Raw genomic sequence first — 17,657 nt, 5'->3', positions numbered from 1 at the left:
AACAGGGTGGACCGTGGCCGTGACGGCGGTGCTGCTGGTGCCCTGGACGGTCGCGACCGGCGTGATCAACGGCGCCACCCGAGGTCTGCTGGAACTGCGCGAACGCGTGCTGGACGAGCGCCAGTCGGCGGAACGCGGCCGCGTCCTGGCCCGGGCCACCGCGTGACGACCCTGCTCCTGGCCGCTGCGGCGGGCACCCTGCTGAGCACGGGCGGGGCCGCCGGTGACGCCCCGAGGGCCTACGCCGCTCCCCTGCTCATCGCCGTCCTCGTCCACTGGGTGATGCCCCTGTGGGTGGCCGGCTGGCGCGCCCAGGACGAACGGCCGACGACGATGTCCTGGCGGCGGAGGCCCTCGGCCGCCAAGTCCTGTCGTCCCGATCAGGCCGCAGGGAGGCGACGGCGCCGTCCGGCTCCGCTGGGAGACCCTGGGGGGTGTCCGCTAGATTCCCTGCCACTCCGGCTTGTTGGCGTAGGTGTGCCGGAAGTAGTCCGCCAGCTTCAGCTTCGACGCGGCGGCTTCGTCGACGACGACGGTCGCATGCGGGTGGAGCTGGAGCGCGGAGGCGGGGCACACCGCGGCGACCGGCCCCTCCACCGTCGCCGCGACGGCGTCCGCCTTGCCCTCGCCGGTGGCCAGCAGCACCAGGTGCCGGGCCTCCAGGATGGTGCCGATGCCTTGCGTGATCACGTGGTGCGGCACCTGGTCGATGTCGCCGTCGAAGAAGCGCGCGTTGTCGATCCGGGTCTGCTCGGTCAGCGTCTTGATCCGCGTCCGCGACGCCAGCGAGGAGCACGGCTCGTTGAACCCTATGTGCCCGTCGGTCCCGATCCCGAGCAGCTGAAGGTCCACACCCCCGGCGTCCGACAGGGCCTTGTCGTACGCCTCGCACGCCGCCTGCACGTCCTTCGCCGTCCCGTCCGGGCCCGTGAACTGGTCCATCCCGATGCCCAGCGACTCCAGCACCTCACGCCGCAGCACCGAGCGGTACGACTCCGGGTGCTCGGCGGGCAGCCCCACGTACTCGTCGAGCTGCGCGATCCGCGCCCGCCCGACGTCCACGGCACCGGAGCGCGCCTTCGCCGCCAGCGCCTCGTACACGGGCAACGGGGTCGAACCGGTGGCGACGCCGAGCAGGGCACCGGGCTTGCGCCGGAGCAGCTGGGCCATGGCCTCGGCGATGAGCTCGCCACCCGCCTTGGCGTCCGGAACGATGACAACTTCCACGCTGGGCCTGCCGATCTGAGAGGAGTGCTCAACTGGGACTGGACCGTGAGGGGTCGTGTGGTTTAGACCAATCTAACAGAGCGGGTCTGTCCCTCCCAGGGTGAAAACCGCCGCTCCCGCACGGGCAACGCCGCCGTGCCGACCAGGTCACCGGGGAGTGAACAGTGCCGCTCCGCCCGGTGCGAGGACGTGCACCGAGCCCCCCGGGCAGGCGCTGCCCGGCCCGGGGGAGTGGAATGGGATCTGCAGCCGCCCCGCCCCCGGAAGGAACCCGCCATGACCGCCGCCACTGCGGCCCCCTTCAGCGACCTCCCGGGCCGGACCATGGCCCGGGAGATGGCGGAACAGCCCGCCGTCCTGCGCCGGATCCTGTCCGAGGGCGCCACCGCCATCCAGGACGTGGCCCGCCAGATCGCCGCCCGCGCGCCCCGCTTCGTCCTGCTGACCGCCCGCGGCACCTCCGACAACGCCGCCCTGTACGCCAAGTACCTCCTGGAGATCCGGCTCGGCCTGCCCTGCGGTCTCACCTCGATGTCCACCACCACGGCCTACGGTGCCCGGCCCGATCTCACCGACGTCCTCGTCGTCACCGTCAGCCAGTCCGGCGGCTCCCCGGACCTGGTGGCCTCGACCCGGGCCGCCCGCGAGGCCGGCGCGATCACGCTGGCCGTCACCAACAACCCGGGCTCACCGCTCGCCGACGTCTCCGAGTACCACATCGACATCACGGCCGGGCCGGAGAAGGCCCTGCCCGCGACCAAGACCTACACCGCCTCCCTCCTCGCGCTCTACCTCTTCGCCGAGGGCCTGCGCGGCGGCGACGGCGCACCGGCGCGGGTGCTGCCGGACCTCGCCGAGCAACTGCTCGCCCGGCAGGACGAGGTGCGCACCCTCGCCGCCCGCTACCGTTTCGCGGAGCGCATGGTGATCACCTCACGCGGCTACGGCTATCCCACGGCCAAGGAGGCCGCCCTCAAGCTGATGGAGACCAGCTACATCCCCGCCCTCTCCTACTCCGGTGCGGACCTGCTGCACGGTCCGCTCGCCATGGTCGACAACGTCTCCCCGGTCATCGCCGTGGTCACCGACGGCAAGGGCGGCGAAGCGCTCCAGCCCGTCCTTGACCGGCTGCGCGGCCGCGGCGCCGACCTCGTCGTCATCGGCCCCAGGCACCAGGTCGAGCAGGCGTCGGCCGGCTTCGTCCTGCCGACGGACGGCGTGGCCGAGGAGGTCCAGCCCGTGCTGGAGATCATCCCCCTCCAGCTCCTGGCCTACGAGGTCACCATCGCCCGGGGCCAGGACCCGGACGCTCCCCGGGCCTTGGCGAAGGTGACGGAGACTCGCTGAGGGCGGGGAGTACTCGAAACGCCCCGCTCCACGGCGGCTACGTGAGCGAACCCCCCGTCACATCCACCCAGCTCCCCGTCACCCAGCGCCCCCCGTCCGACACCAGGAACGCCACCACGTCGGCGACCTCGGCGGGCTCGCCCACTCCGCCCAGTGCCGATATCGCCGCGGCCTTCGCCCAGCCGTCGGGACTGCCGCGCAGCAGTTCCGCCGTGTTGTCCGTGTCGATGATCCCCGGGGCCACCGAGTTCACCGTGATGCCCCGGTGCCCCAGCACCTTGGACAGGTCCCGTGAGAAGACGTCCAGCGCGCCCTTCGTCATCGCGTACGCCATGTTGTCCGGCATCACCGCCGTCCGGGCCAGCCCCGACGAGATGTTGACGACCCGGCCGCCGTCCCGCAGGCGCGTCATGCCGTGCTTGAGGATGAAGAACGGTGCCTTCACGTTCACCGCGAAGACCTCGTCGTACTCCCGCTCCTCCAGCTGCGCGATCGGCCGCGTGTTGCCGATCGCCGCGTTGTTCACCAGGATGTCCAGCCCGTCCGCATGCCGGTCGAACTCCTCCCACAGTGCCTCGGCGTCCCCCGGTACCCCCAGTTCCACGCCCACCGCGAACGCCGAGCCCCCCGCCCTCTCGATCGCCGCGACCGTCTCCTTCGCCGCCGTCTCGTTCCTGCCGTAGTGCACCGCGACCCGCGCGCCGTCACGCCCCAGCCGCTCGGCGATTCCTCGTCCGATGCCCCTGCTCGCCCCCGTGACGAGTGCCGTCCTGCCCCTGAGCACGCCCATGACGGCGCCCCCTTCTCATTTCTCTAGCGGTCGATACAGAAATGACCGTACAGTAGCCCGCCGACATTTCTCTAGTGCCCGCTATAAAATGCATCCCATGGTGAACGACGACGGAACCGCGAAGGGCCCGCAGGGTCCTGACGCCGCGAGCCCGAGGGCCGCTGGGGGCGGCAAGGCCAAGGCCAGACCCCGCGGCCGCCCCCGCTCCTTCGATCGCGAGACGGCGCTGGAGAAGGCCCTCCTGGCCTTCTGGGAGCACGGTTACGAAGCCACGTCCGTCTCCGACCTCACCCGCGTCATGGACATCGGCGCCCCCAGCCTCTACGCGGCCTTCGGCGACAAGCGGTCCCTGTTCGAAGAGGTCGTCCGCGTGTACGGCACGAGGCACGGATCCTTCACCGACCGTGCCCTCGCCGAGGAACCCACCGCACGGGCCGCCGTCGAGCGCATCCTGCGCGAGGCCGCCGTCGCCTACACCGAACCCGGCCACCCGCACGGCTGCCTCGTCGTCCACGCCGCCGCGAACTGCTCGAACCCCGAGGTGGAGCAGTCCCTGCGGGACCGCCGCAACGCCAACATCGCCGCGTTCGAGAGCCGTATACGGGCCGACGTCTCCGCCGGCGTGCTGCCACCGGCCACCGACGCCGCCGCCCTGGCCCGTCACACCGGAGCGATGATCCAGGGCATGTCACAACAGGCCCGCGACGGGGCGAGCCGGGAGGAACTGGAGGCCGTCGCGGAAATTGCCCTGTCCATCTGGCCCCGCACAGGAACCCACACGGGTTAGGCTGCCTGCTGGGCGCCCGTGCGTCCGACGCGTCGCGGAAATGACAACAACGAACAGCCTCCAACGCATGGACACCCGCAAGTGGTCTAGTCCACAATGCGTGACGAGAGCGCGTGTGCAACGCGCATCAGCCTCCGTTTTCCCCGCACAGGAAGACGGACCGAGGAACCGAGGCTCTCTGCCCTGACTGCCCCGGCTCCTCAACCTTCGGCCGACCGGGACCGCACACCCCACGGCCGATGCTGCTCCGGGCTGCGGTGCCGGGAGGGTTGAGGGTCCCTCTCAGGCGCCGCGGCCCGCGGGTGTTTCAGGGCCGTACGAACCCCCGGGTACGCTCGCACACGTGCCCTCCATGAACGAACTCGTACGCCAGCACACCGCCCTCGACGACACCGATCTCGAGTGGCTGCACCTGCTGGTCTCGGAGTGGCAGCTGCTCTCCGACCTCTCCTTCGCCGACCTGGTCCTGTGGGTTCCCACCAGCGACGGCACGCGGTACGTCTCGGTCGCCCAGATGCGGCCCAACACCGGCCCGACCTCGTACCAGGACGACATGGTGGGCCACCTCGTCCCGCGCGGCCGCCGCCCGATGCTGGACGCCGCCCTCGACGAGGGCCGCATCGTGCGCGAGGGCGACCCCGAGTGGCGCGAGGAGGTTCCCGTCCGGGTCGAGTCGATCCCCGTACGGCGGGAGGGGCGCGTCCTCGGTGTCATCGCGCGCAACACCAACCTCCTCACCGTGCGCACCCCGAGCCGCCTCGAACTCACCTACCTGCAGAGCGCCTCCGACCTCGCGCAGATGATCGCGGCCGGTTCCTTCCCGTTCGCGAACCAGCAGCTCGACATGGACGCCTCGCCCCGCGTGGGCGACGGCCTGATCCGGCTCGACGCCGACGCCATCGTCCAGTACGCCTCCCCGAACGCCCTGTCCGCCTACCACCGGCTCGGCCTCGCCTCCGACCTCGTCGGCCAGCACCTGGGCAGGACCACCGCCGAACTCGCCCCGACCCGTGGCCCGGTGGACGAGGCACTCGCCAAGGTCGCCAGTGGCTGGGCGCCGCGCGAGTTCGAGATCGAGGCCAGCGACGGGGTCATCCAGTTCCGCGCGATCCCGCTCAAGCCGAAGGGCACCCGCATCGGCTCCCTCGTCCTGCTGCGGGACGTCACAGAACTGCGTCGCCGTGAACGCGAGTTGATCACCAAGGACGCGACGATCCGCGAGATCCACCACCGCGTCAAGAACAACCTCCAGACGGTGGCGGCGCTGCTCCGCCTCCAGGCCCGGCGCATCGAGTCCGACCGCGGGCGCGAGGCCCTCGAAGAGGCGGTGCGGCGCGTCGGATCGATTGCGATCGTGCACGAGACGCTCTCCCAGAACCTCGACGAGCGGGTGGAGTTCGACGACATCGCCGACCGCGTGCTGGCCATGGTCGCGGAGATCTCCCCGGGCAAGGTCGCCGGCCGGCGCACCGGCCGCTTCGGCATTCTGGACGCCGAGGTCGCGACGCCGCTGTCGATGGTGCTGACCGAGGTGCTGCAGAACGCGCTGGAGCACGGCTTCCGTGAGGGCGACACCGGCACGGTGGAGGTCTCGGCGGTCCGCGGCGGCACGACCAAGGAGGCCCGGCTGCTGGTCACGGTCCAGGACGACGGGGTCGGCCTGCCGGACGGGTTCGATCCGCACACCTCCGGCAATCTCGGTCTCCAGATCGTGCGGACCCTGGTGGAGGGCGAGTTGGGCGGCACCTTCGACATGGTCCCGGCCCCGGAACGCGGCACCCGCGTGATCCTGGACATCCCGGTGCGGTCGCAGAAGTAAAGATCCGGAGCCGCGGACAAGGGGCCGCGAAAAGCAATGAGCCCCGGGCCACCAAGTGGCCCGGGGCTAAAGCTCGTTGCTGCTTAACTAAGCGCATCGGGGGAACTGCGCGCTGCGGCTCGGGGGCGGGAGATGCGTGCTCGCTGCACGCGCCGCCAAGCTCAGGCTGTCAGCAGGGGTGGGTTGTCAGGCGGAGGCCTGACGGGCCCGGTTGCGGGCGGCGCGGCGCTTCATGGCGCGGCGCTCGTCCTCGCTGAGACCACCCCAGACGCCGGAGTCCTGACCGGACTCGAGCGCCCACTGCAGACACTGCTCGATCACCGGGCAGCGACGGCAGACGGCCTTGGCTTCCTCGATCTGCAGCAGCGCAGGACCGGTGTTGCCGATGGGGAAGAAGAGCTCGGGGTCTTCCTCGCGGCAAACGGCGTTGTGACGCCAGTCCATGGCTGCTACCTCTCCTTGGTATTACGTGCAGGGCTTGCTTGTGAATGTGAACGCTTTCACGAATCCCTCAACAAGTGAAGGGCCGACTGCCAGGTTCCCCGGCGAAGGTCCTGTGGATTGAAGAGGGGTTCTGGTGATCAGTGGAGGCCGGTGTTGCGGGCCGTCTCGATCGCCACGTAGAGACTCGCAAACCTCAGCGGCGGATACAACCCCTTCTGGAAAGTTTTTTTTGATTCTTCGGTGTCGACTAGGTCACAGCCGTACTTCCATGGGGTGGATCCTGGCCTAAACGTTCGAGTGAAAGGACTTTAGCCAGTTCTGCTCACACAATCACACGCAGTGCACGGCGTACGCCTGTGAACGTCACGCTTGTTCGCAACCCCAGGTGGTCACCGTCCATCTGGAGGGGGAGCGGGACCTTCGAATGCAAGGTGAACTCTGTCAAGTCATGCAGAGAGGTGGCGTGCTTGCCGTGGGGTCCACGCTCGGGGGACGAAGCGAGCAACTGGGTGCCATACCGGGCAACCGCCGCGGTGGACAGACGGCTGAGACCGAAGAGATCGAGGCCGGTATCGAACGAGGCTTTAGGTGCCGCATAGATCGGGCGATTGCCCAGAAACGTCCACGGGGAGGTGTTCGAGACTATGGACAGCACCAGATCGATGACGGGGTCCTCGCCGGCCCGCTCCAGCGTGATCGTCCCGTTGCGGCGGTTCGGCTCGCCGAGAAGCTGACGCACGACCTGGCGCACGTAAAGAGCGTGTGTGGATTTCCGGCCGCGTTCGCGGTGCTGCTCCACACGGCCCACCACACCGGCGTCGAATCCGAGACCCGCGTTGAAGGTGAACCAGCGGGACGGCACCGCCTCGTCCTCCGTCCCCGGTGTGCCCGAGGTCAGGCCCAGGCCGACGGTTCGTTCGCTGCCGTCGCGCAGGGCGTCCAACAGGGCGCCGGTGGCCTCCACGGCGTCGTTGGGCAGGCCCAGGGCACGGGCGAAGACGTTGGTGGAGCCGCCCGGGACGACGGCGAGGCGGGGCAGATGCCCCGGGGCGGGGCCGGCGTGCAGAAGGCCGTTGACCACTTCGTTGACCGTGCCGTCGCCGCCGAGGGCCACCACCAGGTCGATGTCGTCGCTGTCGGCCGCGTGCCGGCCCAGGTCGCGCGCATGGCCGCGGTACTCGGTGGTGACAGCTTCCAGCTTCATCTCGCTGGCGAGCGCATGGATCAGTACGTCGCGTGTGCGCGCACTTGTGGTGGTTGCCGCCGGATTGACCACGAGGAGTGCACGCATGACTGGCAGCGTACCTACTGGGTGGTACCGGGCCCATACCGAGGTAGGGATCAGGTAAGAGAGCGGGGGTGAACCGCGCCACGGGGGGCGTGTGCGACGGGGGCTACTCTTCAGGGGTGAGCAGTGAGCAGCCCCCCACCACCGAGGAAACCACCGGCCCCCGCCCCCGGCGTCTGACGTACGCCGCGCTGCTGGCCGCACTGGAGGGGCTCGCGCTGGTCGTCGGCGGCGTCTGGATCCTCGTCCTCGGGCTCACGGGCCATCCGGACGACCGGCAGCAGGCCGTGACCGGAGGCATCACGCTGGTCGTGCTCGCGCTGCTGCCGTTGCTCGCGGCCCGCGGACTGCTCGCGCTGCGCAGCTGGAGCCGAGGCCCGGCCGTCATCACCCAGCTCATGGCGCTGCCGGTGGCCTACAACCTGCTGCAGGCCGACAGCATGGCCATTCCGGCCGGGATCGCCCTCGCGGTCGTGGCGGTCGCCTCGCTCGTGCTGCTGGTGAACCCCGAGACGACCCGGGCCCTCGGGATCCGCGGGCCCGGCAACCCGGGCAACCTGGAGAAGTAGCCGTCACTCCTCGACGAGGAGCTTCTCCCGCAGCTGCGCCAGGGTGCGCGCCAGCAGCCGGGAGACGTGCATCTGCGAGATGCCGACCTCCTGCGCGATCTGCGACTGGGTCATGTTGCCGAAGAACCGCAGCAGCAGGATCCGCTTCTCGCGCGGCGGGAGATCCTCCAGCAGGGGCTTGAGGGACTCCCGGTACTCCACGCCCTCCAGCGCCTCGTCCTCCGCGCCGAGGGTGTCCGCGACCGCCGGGGACTCGTCGTCCGTGTCCGGGACGTCCAGGGACAGCGTGGAGTACGCGTTGGCGGACTCCAGGCCCTCCAGGACCTCCTCCTCCGAGATCGCCAGCTTCTCGGCGAGCTCATGGACCGTGGGAGAACGGCCGTGCAGCTGCGAGAGCTCGGCCGTGGCCGTGGTCAGCGCCAGGCGCAGCTCCTGCAGCCGGCGCGGGACGCGCACCGCCCAGCCCTTGTCGCGGAAGTGCCGCTTGATCTCACCGACGACCGTCGGGGTCGCGTACGTCGAGAACTCCACGCCGCGGTCCGGGTCGAAACGGTCCACCGACTTGATCAGGCCGATCGTGGCGACCTGGGTGAGGTCGTCCAGTGGCTCGCCGCGATTGCGGAAGCGGCGCGCGAGATGCTCCACGAGCGGCAGATGCATCCGGACCAGCTGGTTGCGCAGCTCCGCGTACTCGGGGCTGCCGCTGCTCAGGGTGCGCAGTTTGAGGAACATCTCGCGCGCCCCGCTGCGGTCCGGAGAGCCGTGCTGCGCACCCTGTGCGTGGTGCGCGCGCGGCGCCTGCTCCTCGGAGTGTCGCTCGTGCTCGCTCATCGTCCCGCCCGTCGCCCTTCCCCGAGCCCTCGCCTCCTCCGCCACTCTCGACTCCGCGGGAGTGGGGGGACCCCCCTGGGCCGGGGATGCGGAGCTCCCCCCGCCCGGAGGCGCGCTCCGCGCGGCACCGTCCCGGTCCAGCCGCCCGCCGCCCGGGAGGACGGCACCCGCGGAGTCGTCCTCGGGATGCGGGCGGGCCTGCTCGGGGATGCCGTCGATGCCGTCCGCCATGCGCCGGGCACCGCTCGGGCCGCTCGTGCCCGTGCTCGTGCCTTCGGCCGGCAGCTCTCGTGTGCCGCGCTCTTCGTCCCGCACCGGCCCGTCCTCGCTCCTCACGCCGGCCCGGGTCCCGCGCCGCGCTGTTTGTAGAGGCTGATCGAAACGGTTTTGTCCTTGTCCACGGCAGAGGAGACCTTGCCCGCGAGAGCGGACAGGACGGTCCAGGCGAAGGTGTCCCGCGAGGGGGCATGACCATCCGTGGTCGGTGCCGAGACGGTGACCTCGAGTGAGTCGTCGACGAGGCGGAAGACACAACTGAGCACCGAGCCGGGCACGGCCTGCTGAAGCAGGATCGCGCAGGCCTCGTCCACCGCGATGCGCAGGTCCTCGATCTCGTCGAGGGTGAAGTCCAAACGGGCCGCGAGACCGGCCGTGGCCGTACGCAGCACCGACAGGTAGGCACCCGCGGCCGGCAGCCGGACTTCCACGAAGTCCTGCGTCGCGGGCTCGCCTGCGATCTGGGACACCCTCACCTCCATGGTGGTACAAGCGTTTCAGGGCCGAGGGTCGCCCCCCGGGAAACGCGATTCGTGGTTCAGCGGTGACGCTATCGCGCTCTCGACGGTCCTGTCCCCGGGACCCCAACCCCTTGTCGTCACTCACAGTAAACCTGTGGATACGCTCCGTGTCTAGGGGTTGGGCGGGCCCAAATGGGAAGAGCGCGCGCCGGGTTGACGTACCCAGACGTCAGACGGTCGAACCGTCCGGCGCCGGGGACCCGTCGCGTCACACCAGGACATGGTCGACGAAGCACCAACGCCAGGTCTCCCCGGGCTCGTGCGTCCGCATCACGGGGTGACCGGACTCCTTATGATGCTCCGCCGCATGCCGCCCGGGCGAGGAGTCGCAGCAACCGACGTGACCGCAGCTGAGGCACAGCCGGAGTTGCACCGGATCCATGCCCTCTGCCAGGCACTCCGGACACGTCTCGCTGAGCGGGCCGGGCTCGGGGTGCGGCAGCGCGTCGGCGTGCGTGCACTGTTTCATGATTGCCAGGTTACGACGGTCGGGCGGAAGACCGCGTCGAAAAATGAGGGTGGGCGAGAACGATGGACGTGATGCCACTGCTGCTGCTCGTGGCGGGCAGTGCGGCGATCGCCGCGGCAGCGCGGCGCACCCCGGTGCCGGCGCCGCTGCTGCTGGTGGCCGTGGGACTGGCGGTCAGCTACGTCCCCGGGGTGCCCGAGTACACGCTCGACCCGCACATCGTCCTGCCGCTCATCCTGCCCCCGCTGCTGCACACGGCCGCCACCGACAGCTCCTACCTCGACCTGCGGGCGCAGCTGCGGCCGGTCGCGATGCTGTCCGTCGGGTACGTGCTGTTCGCGACCTTCGCCGTCGGCTGGGCCCTCTACGTGATCGTGCCGGACATGCCGCTGACCGCGGCCCTGGTCTTCGGGGCGGTGGTGGCGCCCCCGGACGCGGTCGCGGCGACGGCGGTGGCCCGCCGGGTGGGGCTGCCGTCGCGGATCACCACGATCCTCCAGGGCGAGTCGCTGCTGAACGACGCCACCGCGATCACCGCCTACCGGGTGGCCCTGGCCGCCGCCGTCGGCGAGGGTGCGACCTGGGCCGGGGGCATCGGCGAGTTCCTGCTCGCGGCGGTCGGCGGCGTGGTGATGGGCCTGGTGCTGATGGCGCCGATCCACTGGCTGCGCACGCACGTGAAGGAGGCACTGCCGCAGAACACGCTCTCCCTGCTGACCCCCTTCGTCGCGTACGCCGTCGCCGAGCAGGTGCACGCCTCCGGTGTCCTCGCGGTCGTGGTCGTCGCGCTCTACCTGGGGCACCGCGCGTGGGAGGTCGATTTCGCCACGCGTCTGCAGGAGGAGGCGGTCTGGAAGATGGTCGCCTTCGTCCTGGAGTCGGCGGTGTTCGCGCTGATCGGCCTGCAACTCCCGGTGGTCCTGAGGGGCCTCGGGGAGTACGAGGGGGTCGAAGCGGCCTGGTACGCGGTCGCCGTCTTCCTGGTCGTCGTCGCGGCCCGGTTCGTCTGGGTGTACCCGGCCACCTTCCTGCCGCGGCTGCTGTCGGCCCGGGTGCGGGAACGGGAACAGAACCCGACGTGGAAGGGGCCGTTCGTCATCGCGTGGGCCGGGATGCGGGGCGTGGTGTCGCTGGCCATCGCCTTCTCGATCCCGCTCACCCTGCACGACGGCGAGGAGCCCTTCCCGCAGCGCAACCTCATCCTCTTCCTGACCTTCACGACGGTCATCGGGACCCTGGTCGTGCAGGGCCTGACCCTGCCCCCGCTGATCCGGCTGCTGAAGTTCCCCGGACGGGACGCGCAGACCGAGACACTCGCCGAGGCCAACGCCCAGGCGCAGGCCTCCCGGGCCGCCGAACGGCGCCTGGACGAACTTCTCGCCGACGAGCGCAACACCCTGCCCGCCCCGCTCGCCGACCGGTTGCGCATCGTCCTGGAACGCCGCCGCAACGCCGTCTGGGAGCGGCTCGGGCAGGCCAACCCGATCACCGGGGAGTCCGTCGACGACACGTACAGGCGGCTGTCGAGGGAGATGATCAGCGCCGAGCGCGAGGTGTTCGTCAAGCTACGGGACGGCCGCTACATCGACGACGAGATGCTGCGGACCCTGCTGCGCAGGCTGGACCTGGAGGAGGCGGCGGCCTTCCGGGAGGCGGCGTGACGGCGGAGCGGCGCCTCAGGGGAAGGGACGGCCGGTGACCACGGCCGCCACCGCCGTCCCGCGCGGGAAGGCGCCTTCAGCGGCCAGGGCGACGAGTCCGTACAGGAGCTTGGCGACATACAGACGTTCGACGGGCAGGCCGTGCCGGTCCTCGAAGTCCGCCGCGAAGACGTCGAGCTCGGCGGGCACGCGCGCGTAGCCACCGAAATGGAAACGGTCGTCCAGGCTCCAGGTGCCGCGCCGGGCGCCGAAGGCCTCACGCTGCAGGGCTTCCGTCCCGGCGGACAGGAACCCGCCCTTGAGGACCGGCACGCCCAGGGCCCGCTGGCCGGGAGCGAGGCCGGCGGCCAGCCCCGCGAGCGTGCCGCCGGTGCCGCAGGCCACGGCGACGACCTCGGCCCGGCCGCGCAGCTCGGCGCCGAGGGCACGGCAGCCGCGTACGGCCTCGGCGTTGCTGCCGCCCTCGGGGACGACGTACGCCTCCTCGGCGTCCGCCGCGCGCAGGATGCCGGCCGAGGTCCCTGGCTCGGACTTGCGGCGGTAGGTCGCCCTGTCGACGAAGTGCAGCCGCATGCCGTCGGCCGCACAGCGGGCCAGAGAGGGGTTGAGGGGCCGGCCGGCCAGTTCGTCGCCGCGTACGACACCGACCGTCGCAATGCCGAGAAGGCGGCCGGCCGCGGCCGTGGCGCGCAAGTGGTTGGACCAGGCGCCACCGAAGGTGACGACGGTACGGCCGGCCGCCGCGGTCAGGTTCGGCGCGAGCTTGCGCCACTTGTTGCCGATCAGCTCCGGGTGGATCAGGTCGTCCCGCTTCAGCAGCAGCCGCACGCCCCGGCGCTCGAACCGGCCGTCCACGACCTCCTGCACCGGCGAGGGCAGCCTGGGGCGCAGCGCGGCGAGTCCGGGGCTGTCGGGGCTGGTCACCGGGCCATTGTCACCCGGGAGTGGGGGAGGCGGGGGCGCGGGGCTGACGCCGTTCTCCGCGGCAGGGCACCCCGGCGGCGGAGCACCCGGTCCGAGGCCCGGACACGGGCGCCTTCGAACGCCGAACGGGCCTCCCCTGCCCAGCAGGGCAAAGATCCATTCCCGCTCTTTCGGGTAATAGCACCGCGACGTTGAGTGGGGAAGGCTTGCCCGTGCACATCGATGCCCGAGGCATATGGGCGTCGGTCACAACCGGGAGGGCAGTTCTCTATGTCGGTAGGCGAAGAGGTCCGCACGGAGCAGACCAAGCCGCAGCAGAGTCTCGGCACGGCGGCCGCGCGGAACCTGGCCACCACGACCAAGTCCGTGCCACAGATGCAGGAGATCAGCTCCCGCTGGCTGCTGCGGATGCTGCCGTGGGTCGACATCCAGGGTGGCACGTACCGGGTGAACCGGCGGCTGACGTTCGCCGTGGGCGACGGCAGGCTGACGTTCGTGAAGACCGGCGAACGTGTCGAGATCATCCCCGCTGAGCTGGGCGAACTGCCGGCGCTGCGGTCGTACGAGGACGAGGAGGTGCTCTTCGAGATCGCCCGCCGCTGCGAGCAGCGGGAGATTCCGGCGGGAGAGGTGATCGTCTCGTTCGGCAGCCCGTCCGACGAGGTGTACCTCCTGGCGCACGGCAGGGTGGAGAAGGTCGGCACGGGCCCGTACGGGGACGACGAGTCCCTCGGAGTCCTCGCCGACGGCGCCTACTTCGGCGACGACGCGCTGATGAACGAGGACGCGATCTGGGAGTACTCGGCCCGCGCGCTCACCGCGTGCACCGTGCTCGTGCTGCCCCGCCAGGAGTTCGAGCAGATCGCGGAGCGCTCCGACACGCTGCGCGAGCACCTCCGGCAGCGCCGCTCGATCCCCTCGCAGCGCTCCAACAAGTACGGCGAGAAGGAGATCGACCTCTCCTCCGGCCACTCCGGCGAGCCGGACATCCCGCACACCTTCGTCGACTACGAGGCCCGGCCGCGTGAGTACGAACTGAGCGTCGCCCAGACCGTGCTGCGCATTCACACCCGCGTGGCCGACCTCTACAACCAGCCCATGAACCAGACCGAGCAGCAGATCCGGCTGACGGTCGAAGCCCTGAAGGAGCGCCAGGAGCACGAGCTCATCAACAACCGCGACTTCGGGCTCCTGCACAACTGCGAGTACGACCAGCGCATCCAGCCTCACGACGGCGTGCCCGGCCCGGACGACATGGACGAGCTGCTCAGCAGGCGCCGCGGCACCAAGATGCTCCTCGCGCACCCGCGCGCCATCGCCGCGTTCGGCCGCGAGCTCAACCAGCGCGGGCTGGTTCCCGAGACCATCGACATGGCCGGCAACCGCATCCCCACCTGGCGGGGCGTGCCGATCTTCCCGTGCAACAAGATCCCGGTATCGGACGCCCGTACGACGTCCATCATCGCCCTGCGTACCGGCGAGGCCGACCAGGGTGTCATCGGCCTGCGCGCCTCGGGCATCCCGGACGAGATCGAGCCGAGCCTGTCGGTGCGTTTCATGGGCATCAACGAACAGGCCATCATCAAGTACCTGGTCACGGCCTACTACTCGGCTGCGGTCCTGGTACCGGACGCGCTCGGCGTCCTGGAGAACGTCGAGATCGGCCGCTGGCGGTGACGCTCCCGGTACGCCGGCCGTGTCCCCGCCCGCCGGGGCGGGTACATCCTCGGGGTACGAGCCCAGCGGCAGCGGAAGCGCCACCGTCCGCTCATCCTCCGAGGCGGTCCCATGGGTGAGTCCCTCACGGAGTCCAGGTCGGAGCCGACGCTGTCCGCACCGGGTGGACAGCGCGGCGCCCAACCCCGGCTGTCGGCCGGGGCTCCGGAGAGGCGGGGGGCCATCGGGACAGCGTGCGACGGCGGGCCGGGACCGGCCGAAGGGCACGAGGCGGTCCTGCTGCTGGAGCGGGCCCGGGCGGAGGTCGACCCGGCGCTGCGGGCCGCGCTCGGCTCGCTGCCCGGGCCGATGCGCCGGATCGCGCTCTACCACTTCGGCTGGGAGCAGGCCGACGGCACCCCCGCGGACAGCGGCTCGGGCAAAGCGATCCGGCCCGCGCTGGTCCTCGCGGCGGCGGCCGCCCTCGGGGGGCCCGAGGCGCGGGCGGGGGCGGTCCGGGCGGCCGCGGCGGTGGAGCTGGTCCACAACTTCACACTGCTGCACGACGATGTGATGGACCGGGACACCACCCGCCGTCACCGGCCCACCGTGTGGACCGTGTTCGGCGACGCCGATGCCATCCTCGCCGGGGACACCTTGCAGGCGCTGGCCCTGCGGCTGCTCGCACAGGACCCGCATCCGGCGGCCCCGGGCGCCGCCGCCCGGCTCGCGGACTGCGTCGTCGAACTGTGCGCGGGGCAGCACGCGGACACGGCCATGGAGCGGTGCGCTCCCGAAGAGGTCACGCTCGACGAAGTGCTCGCCATGGCGGAGGCGAAGACGGGCGCCCTGCTCGGAAGCGCCTGTGCGATCGGCGGGCTCTATGCGGGCGCCTCGGACGCGGAGGTGGCAGCGCTGGACGCGTTCGGCCGGGAGGCCGGGCTCGCCTTCCAGCTCATCGACGACGTCATCGGCATATGGGGCGACCCGACTCGCACCGGCAAGCCCGTCGGTGCCGACCTGGCCGCCCGCAAGAAGTCCCTGCCGGTGGTCGCGGCCTTCGCCTCCGGCACGCCGGCGGCGGCCGAACTCGCCGAACTGTACGCACGACCCAGCGAGAAGGAGGACCTGGACCGCATCGCCCTGACCGTGGAGCGTGCCGGAGGCCGAGACTGGGCACAGGGCCAGGCAGCCGACCGGATGGCCCGGGCGATGCAGCAGCTGGCCCGCGCGGTGCCGGACCCGGAGGCGGCGGGCGGTCTGCTGGCACTCGCCGAGTTCGTGACCCGGCGCACCAGTTGACGACCGGCAGCGCTCGTCGGCCGACAGCAGTGGAGGACCGCGGTGGTTGTCAGTCGCCGGTGTTGCGGGGCGCCGGTGCTGTCGGCCGGCAGTTGGTCGGCCGGCGGCAGTCGATGACCTGCGCGACGACCTTCGGGCGACCGAAGGGCAGGACCCCGGAGCGCCAGGGGCCGTGCGGCTCCTGACCCCGCACGGCCACCGGCCTCCGGTCGGCGGGTCCCGCACTGCCCCACGGTGTGCGGGGCCCGCCACCCTTCCCGTATCGATCGACTTTGGGCATACGTTCGACTGAATCCCGCCAAGATCCTGCCCATATCCCCCCGCGAGGGCAGCCGCCCCTACGATCAACGCCCGTCGGGACGAGCGAAGGGGCGGGGCATGGGTGTGGCCATCCGGACGGCGGGCAAAGGGGACAGGGAGCTGATCGTCCGGCTTCTGGACGACGCGTTCCAGGACGACCCCGTGAGCGGCTGGGTCTTCCCCGACGCGGTGGATCGCCGCGCCAAGCACCCCGGGCTCATGGCCGCTTTCACCGACATCGTGCTCGCGGCCGGCCGTGTCGACGTCACCGAGGACGGCTCGGCCTGCGCGCTGTGGCTGTCCATGCCCGCCGGTGACGGCCATGACGGCCATGACGACCACGACGGCGACGCCGAGGACGAAGGCCCGGCCCAGGTGCGGGAGGCCGTCGACCCGGACAACGAACGCATCGAGATGATCGGCCGGCTGACGGCCGCCGTCCATCCCACCGGGCGCGCCCACGAGTACCTGTGGATGATCGGCGTGGCCCCCGGCCGCCAGGGCGAGGGCCTGGGCACCGCGCTCATCGAGGGGGTCCTCGACCGCTGCGACCGCGAAGGCGTGGCCGCGTACCTGGAGGCCAGCAACGCGCGCAGCCGCAAGCTGTACGAGCGCCTCGGCTTCGAGCCCGTCGGCCCGGGCCTCGACCTCCCGGACGGCCCCACGATGTGGCCCATGTGGCGCGAGCCCAGGGTGCACCGGCCCGCCCAGGCCCTGTCGCGGGAGGGCGCGCCCGCCGCGTGATGCCCGGCACGGCCTCTCACTGCCGCTCCTTCGGGTGACGACGCCACCTTCACACCAGGCCGCAGGCCGCCTACGTCCCGTCCCGCCGGTCCTCCTCCGGCAGCACCGCCGCCACGATCCGCTCCACCAGCCCGTCCGGCACGTCCACCCCGGGCAGGACGCCCTCCAGCACGCCCGGAAGGGTCAGATGCTCCAGGAGCAGCCCGAGCATGGCCAGATACAGCACGGCGACGGACTCGTCGCCCCCGGGCAGCCCGGCCGCGCGGTGGAACTCCATGGCCTCCTCCAGGTCCGCGCGCACCGACTCGGTGTAGGAGGCGAGCAGTTCGGGGCGCCGGGTGGCCTCCAGACGTAGCTCCATCAGGGCCAGATAGCCCGTGCGGTCGTGGGTCGCGCGGGCCATGAGGTCGTGCATGAAGGCCGTGACCAGCGAGCGGTCCTTCGGTCGCGTCATCAGCTCGGCGACCACCTCGGGGTCGGGGGCGAGCCGTGCGTGCAGCCGGGTGTCGATCTGGCGCAGCAGGTCGGCGCGTCCGGTGAAGTAGTTGGAGGCGGTGCCCACGGGCACGCCGGCCTCCGCGTCCACCGCGCGGAACGTCAGCCCGCGCGCCCCCTCGCGCGCGAGAACCTCGACACCTGCGTCGACGAGCGCGGCCCGGCGCCCGGGATTGCTGACCATGCGGAGTCCCTTCTCCCACTTTC

General features: G+C 71.2%; 18 protein-coding genes. 9 read left to right on the top strand and 9 right to left on the bottom strand.

The features are described 5' to 3' along the window. Positions 1-13 precede the first annotated feature (13 nt). On the top strand, positions 14-166 hold the full coding sequence (locus ACIRDU_RS24025) for a hypothetical protein (RefSeq protein ID WP_403582470.1): 153 nt from the start codon (positions 14-16) through the stop codon (positions 164-166). A gap of 275 nt (positions 167-441) precedes the next feature. Here ACIRDU_RS24025 and nagB read toward each other — a convergent pair whose 3' ends face one another. After that, a complete protein-coding gene (nagB, locus tag ACIRDU_RS24020) occupies positions 442-1,227 on the bottom strand; it encodes a glucosamine-6-phosphate deaminase (RefSeq protein ID WP_403582469.1) in 786 nt (261 codons plus the stop codon). A 276-nt stretch (positions 1,228-1,503) separates the two neighbouring features. Between nagB and ACIRDU_RS24015 the strand changes: the two genes are divergently transcribed. Next, a complete protein-coding gene (locus tag ACIRDU_RS24015; protein ID WP_403582468.1) occupies positions 1,504-2,574 on the top strand; it encodes an SIS domain-containing protein in 1,071 nt (356 codons plus the stop codon). Positions 2,575-2,611: 37 nt separating this feature from the next. Here the strand turns inward: ACIRDU_RS24015 and ACIRDU_RS24010 are convergent, their stop codons facing one another. Then, a complete protein-coding gene (locus ACIRDU_RS24010; protein ID WP_403582467.1) occupies positions 2,612-3,364 on the bottom strand; it encodes an SDR family oxidoreductase in 753 nt (250 codons plus the stop codon). Between the two features lie 88 nt (positions 3,365-3,452). On the opposite strand from ACIRDU_RS24010, the gene ACIRDU_RS24005 reads away from it, so the two are divergent. Continuing rightward, on the top strand, positions 3,453-4,151 hold the full coding sequence (locus ACIRDU_RS24005) for a TetR/AcrR family transcriptional regulator (protein ID WP_403582465.1): 699 nt from the start codon (positions 3,453-3,455) through the stop codon (positions 4,149-4,151). Positions 4,152-4,503: 352 nt separating this feature from the next. Then, positions 4,504-5,970, top strand: a complete 1,467-nt coding sequence (locus ACIRDU_RS24000; protein ID WP_403582635.1) for a sensor histidine kinase — start codon at positions 4,504-4,506, stop codon at positions 5,968-5,970. 186 nt (positions 5,971-6,156) lie between these two features. Here ACIRDU_RS24000 and ACIRDU_RS23995 read toward each other — a convergent pair whose 3' ends face one another. Together ACIRDU_RS23995 and ACIRDU_RS23990 are read right to left on the bottom strand one after the other, a co-directional pair. After that, positions 6,157-6,414, bottom strand: a complete 258-nt coding sequence (locus ACIRDU_RS23995; RefSeq protein ID WP_003992873.1) for a WhiB family transcriptional regulator — start codon at positions 6,412-6,414, stop codon at positions 6,157-6,159. A 322-nt stretch (positions 6,415-6,736) separates the two neighbouring features. Then, entirely contained in the window at positions 6,737-7,705 is a 969-nt protein-coding gene (locus ACIRDU_RS23990) for a diacylglycerol/lipid kinase family protein (RefSeq protein ID WP_403582464.1), read from the bottom strand. A 116-nt stretch (positions 7,706-7,821) separates the two neighbouring features. Here ACIRDU_RS23990 and ACIRDU_RS23985 point away from each other — a divergent pair, with 116 nt between their 5' ends. Next, positions 7,822-8,271, top strand: coding sequence for a hypothetical protein (locus tag ACIRDU_RS23985; protein WP_403582462.1), 450 nt, complete (start codon positions 7,822-7,824; stop codon positions 8,269-8,271). A gap of 3 nt (positions 8,272-8,274) precedes the next feature. Here the strand turns inward: ACIRDU_RS23985 and ACIRDU_RS23980 are convergent, their stop codons facing one another. The 3 genes from ACIRDU_RS23980 to ACIRDU_RS23970 form a co-directional block, all read right to left on the bottom strand. Then, positions 8,275-9,417, bottom strand: coding sequence for an RNA polymerase sigma factor SigF (locus ACIRDU_RS23980; RefSeq protein ID WP_403582460.1), 1,143 nt, complete (start codon positions 9,415-9,417; stop codon positions 8,275-8,277). 17 nt (positions 9,418-9,434) lie between these two features. Further along, positions 9,435-9,848 (bottom strand): hypothetical protein, encoded by a 414-nt coding sequence (locus tag ACIRDU_RS23975; RefSeq protein ID WP_003992877.1) that lies wholly within the window; start codon positions 9,846-9,848, stop codon positions 9,435-9,437. A 259-nt stretch (positions 9,849-10,107) separates the two neighbouring features. Then, positions 10,108-10,368, bottom strand: a complete 261-nt coding sequence (locus ACIRDU_RS23970) for a UBP-type zinc finger domain-containing protein (protein WP_053672413.1) — start codon at positions 10,366-10,368, stop codon at positions 10,108-10,110. 62 nt (positions 10,369-10,430) lie between these two features. On the opposite strand from ACIRDU_RS23970, the gene ACIRDU_RS23965 reads away from it, so the two are divergent. Beyond that, on the top strand, positions 10,431-12,029 hold the full coding sequence (locus ACIRDU_RS23965) for a Na+/H+ antiporter (RefSeq protein ID WP_403582458.1): 1,599 nt from the start codon (positions 10,431-10,433) through the stop codon (positions 12,027-12,029). 15 nt (positions 12,030-12,044) lie between these two features. On the opposite strand, the gene ACIRDU_RS23960 is transcribed toward ACIRDU_RS23965, so the two are convergent. Further along, complete coding sequence (locus ACIRDU_RS23960) at positions 12,045-12,953, bottom strand: 1-aminocyclopropane-1-carboxylate deaminase/D-cysteine desulfhydrase (protein WP_403582455.1); 909 nt, start codon at positions 12,951-12,953, stop codon at positions 12,045-12,047. A gap of 270 nt (positions 12,954-13,223) precedes the next feature. Between ACIRDU_RS23960 and ACIRDU_RS23955 the strand changes: the two genes are divergently transcribed. From ACIRDU_RS23955 to ACIRDU_RS23945, 3 genes are all read left to right on the top strand, one after another. Next, positions 13,224-14,630, top strand: a complete 1,407-nt coding sequence (locus ACIRDU_RS23955; RefSeq protein WP_403582454.1) for a family 2B encapsulin nanocompartment shell protein — start codon at positions 13,224-13,226, stop codon at positions 14,628-14,630. Positions 14,631-14,741: 111 nt separating this feature from the next. After that, positions 14,742-15,911: a family 2 encapsulin nanocompartment cargo protein polyprenyl transferase gene (locus ACIRDU_RS23950; RefSeq protein ID WP_403582453.1), complete on the top strand. Its 1,170-nt coding sequence runs from the start codon at positions 14,742-14,744 to the stop codon at positions 15,909-15,911. A 378-nt stretch (positions 15,912-16,289) separates the two neighbouring features. Next, a complete protein-coding gene (locus ACIRDU_RS23945; RefSeq protein ID WP_403582452.1) occupies positions 16,290-16,955 on the top strand; it encodes a GNAT family N-acetyltransferase in 666 nt (221 codons plus the stop codon). A gap of 70 nt (positions 16,956-17,025) precedes the next feature. Here ACIRDU_RS23945 and ACIRDU_RS23940 read toward each other — a convergent pair whose 3' ends face one another. Then, a complete protein-coding gene (locus ACIRDU_RS23940) occupies positions 17,026-17,634 on the bottom strand; it encodes a TetR/AcrR family transcriptional regulator (RefSeq protein WP_403582450.1) in 609 nt (202 codons plus the stop codon). Positions 17,635-17,657: the final 23 nt, after the last annotated feature.

The sequence above is a fragment of the Streptomyces sp. NPDC093598 genome (assembly GCF_044764825.1).
Taxonomy (GTDB): domain Bacteria; phylum Actinomycetota; class Actinomycetes; order Streptomycetales; family Streptomycetaceae; genus Streptomyces.
Note: the sequence above shows the minus strand (reverse complement) of the source record. Positions and strands in the feature narration are given on the sequence as shown.

Coding starts and splice junctions, on each gene's coding strand:
- ACIRDU_RS23990 (WP_403582464.1), bottom strand. CDS start 7,705: ATGCGTGCACTCCTCGTGGTCAATCCGGCGGCAACCACCACAAGTGCG.
- ACIRDU_RS23970 (WP_053672413.1), bottom strand. CDS start 10,368: ATGAAACAGTGCACGCACGCCGACGCGCTGCCGCACCCCGAGCCCGGC.
- ACIRDU_RS24015 (WP_403582468.1), top strand. CDS start 1,504: ATGACCGCCGCCACTGCGGCCCCCTTCAGCGACCTCCCGGGCCGGACC.
- ACIRDU_RS24000 (WP_403582635.1), top strand. CDS start 4,504: ATGAACGAACTCGTACGCCAGCACACCGCCCTCGACGACACCGATCTC.
- ACIRDU_RS23945 (WP_403582452.1), top strand. CDS start 16,290: ATGGGTGTGGCCATCCGGACGGCGGGCAAAGGGGACAGGGAGCTGATC.
- ACIRDU_RS23950 (WP_403582453.1), top strand. CDS start 14,742: ATGGGTGAGTCCCTCACGGAGTCCAGGTCGGAGCCGACGCTGTCCGCA.
- ACIRDU_RS23995 (WP_003992873.1), bottom strand. CDS start 6,414: ATGGACTGGCGTCACAACGCCGTTTGCCGCGAGGAAGACCCCGAGCTC.
- ACIRDU_RS23940 (WP_403582450.1), bottom strand. CDS start 17,634: ATGGTCAGCAATCCCGGGCGCCGGGCCGCGCTCGTCGACGCAGGTGTC.
- ACIRDU_RS24010 (WP_403582467.1), bottom strand. CDS start 3,364: ATGGGCGTGCTCAGGGGCAGGACGGCACTCGTCACGGGGGCGAGCAGG.
- ACIRDU_RS23965 (WP_403582458.1), top strand. CDS start 10,431: ATGGACGTGATGCCACTGCTGCTGCTCGTGGCGGGCAGTGCGGCGATC.
- ACIRDU_RS24005 (WP_403582465.1), top strand. CDS start 3,453: ATGCATCCCATGGTGAACGACGACGGAACCGCGAAGGGCCCGCAGGGT.
- ACIRDU_RS23955 (WP_403582454.1), top strand. CDS start 13,224: ATGTCGGTAGGCGAAGAGGTCCGCACGGAGCAGACCAAGCCGCAGCAG.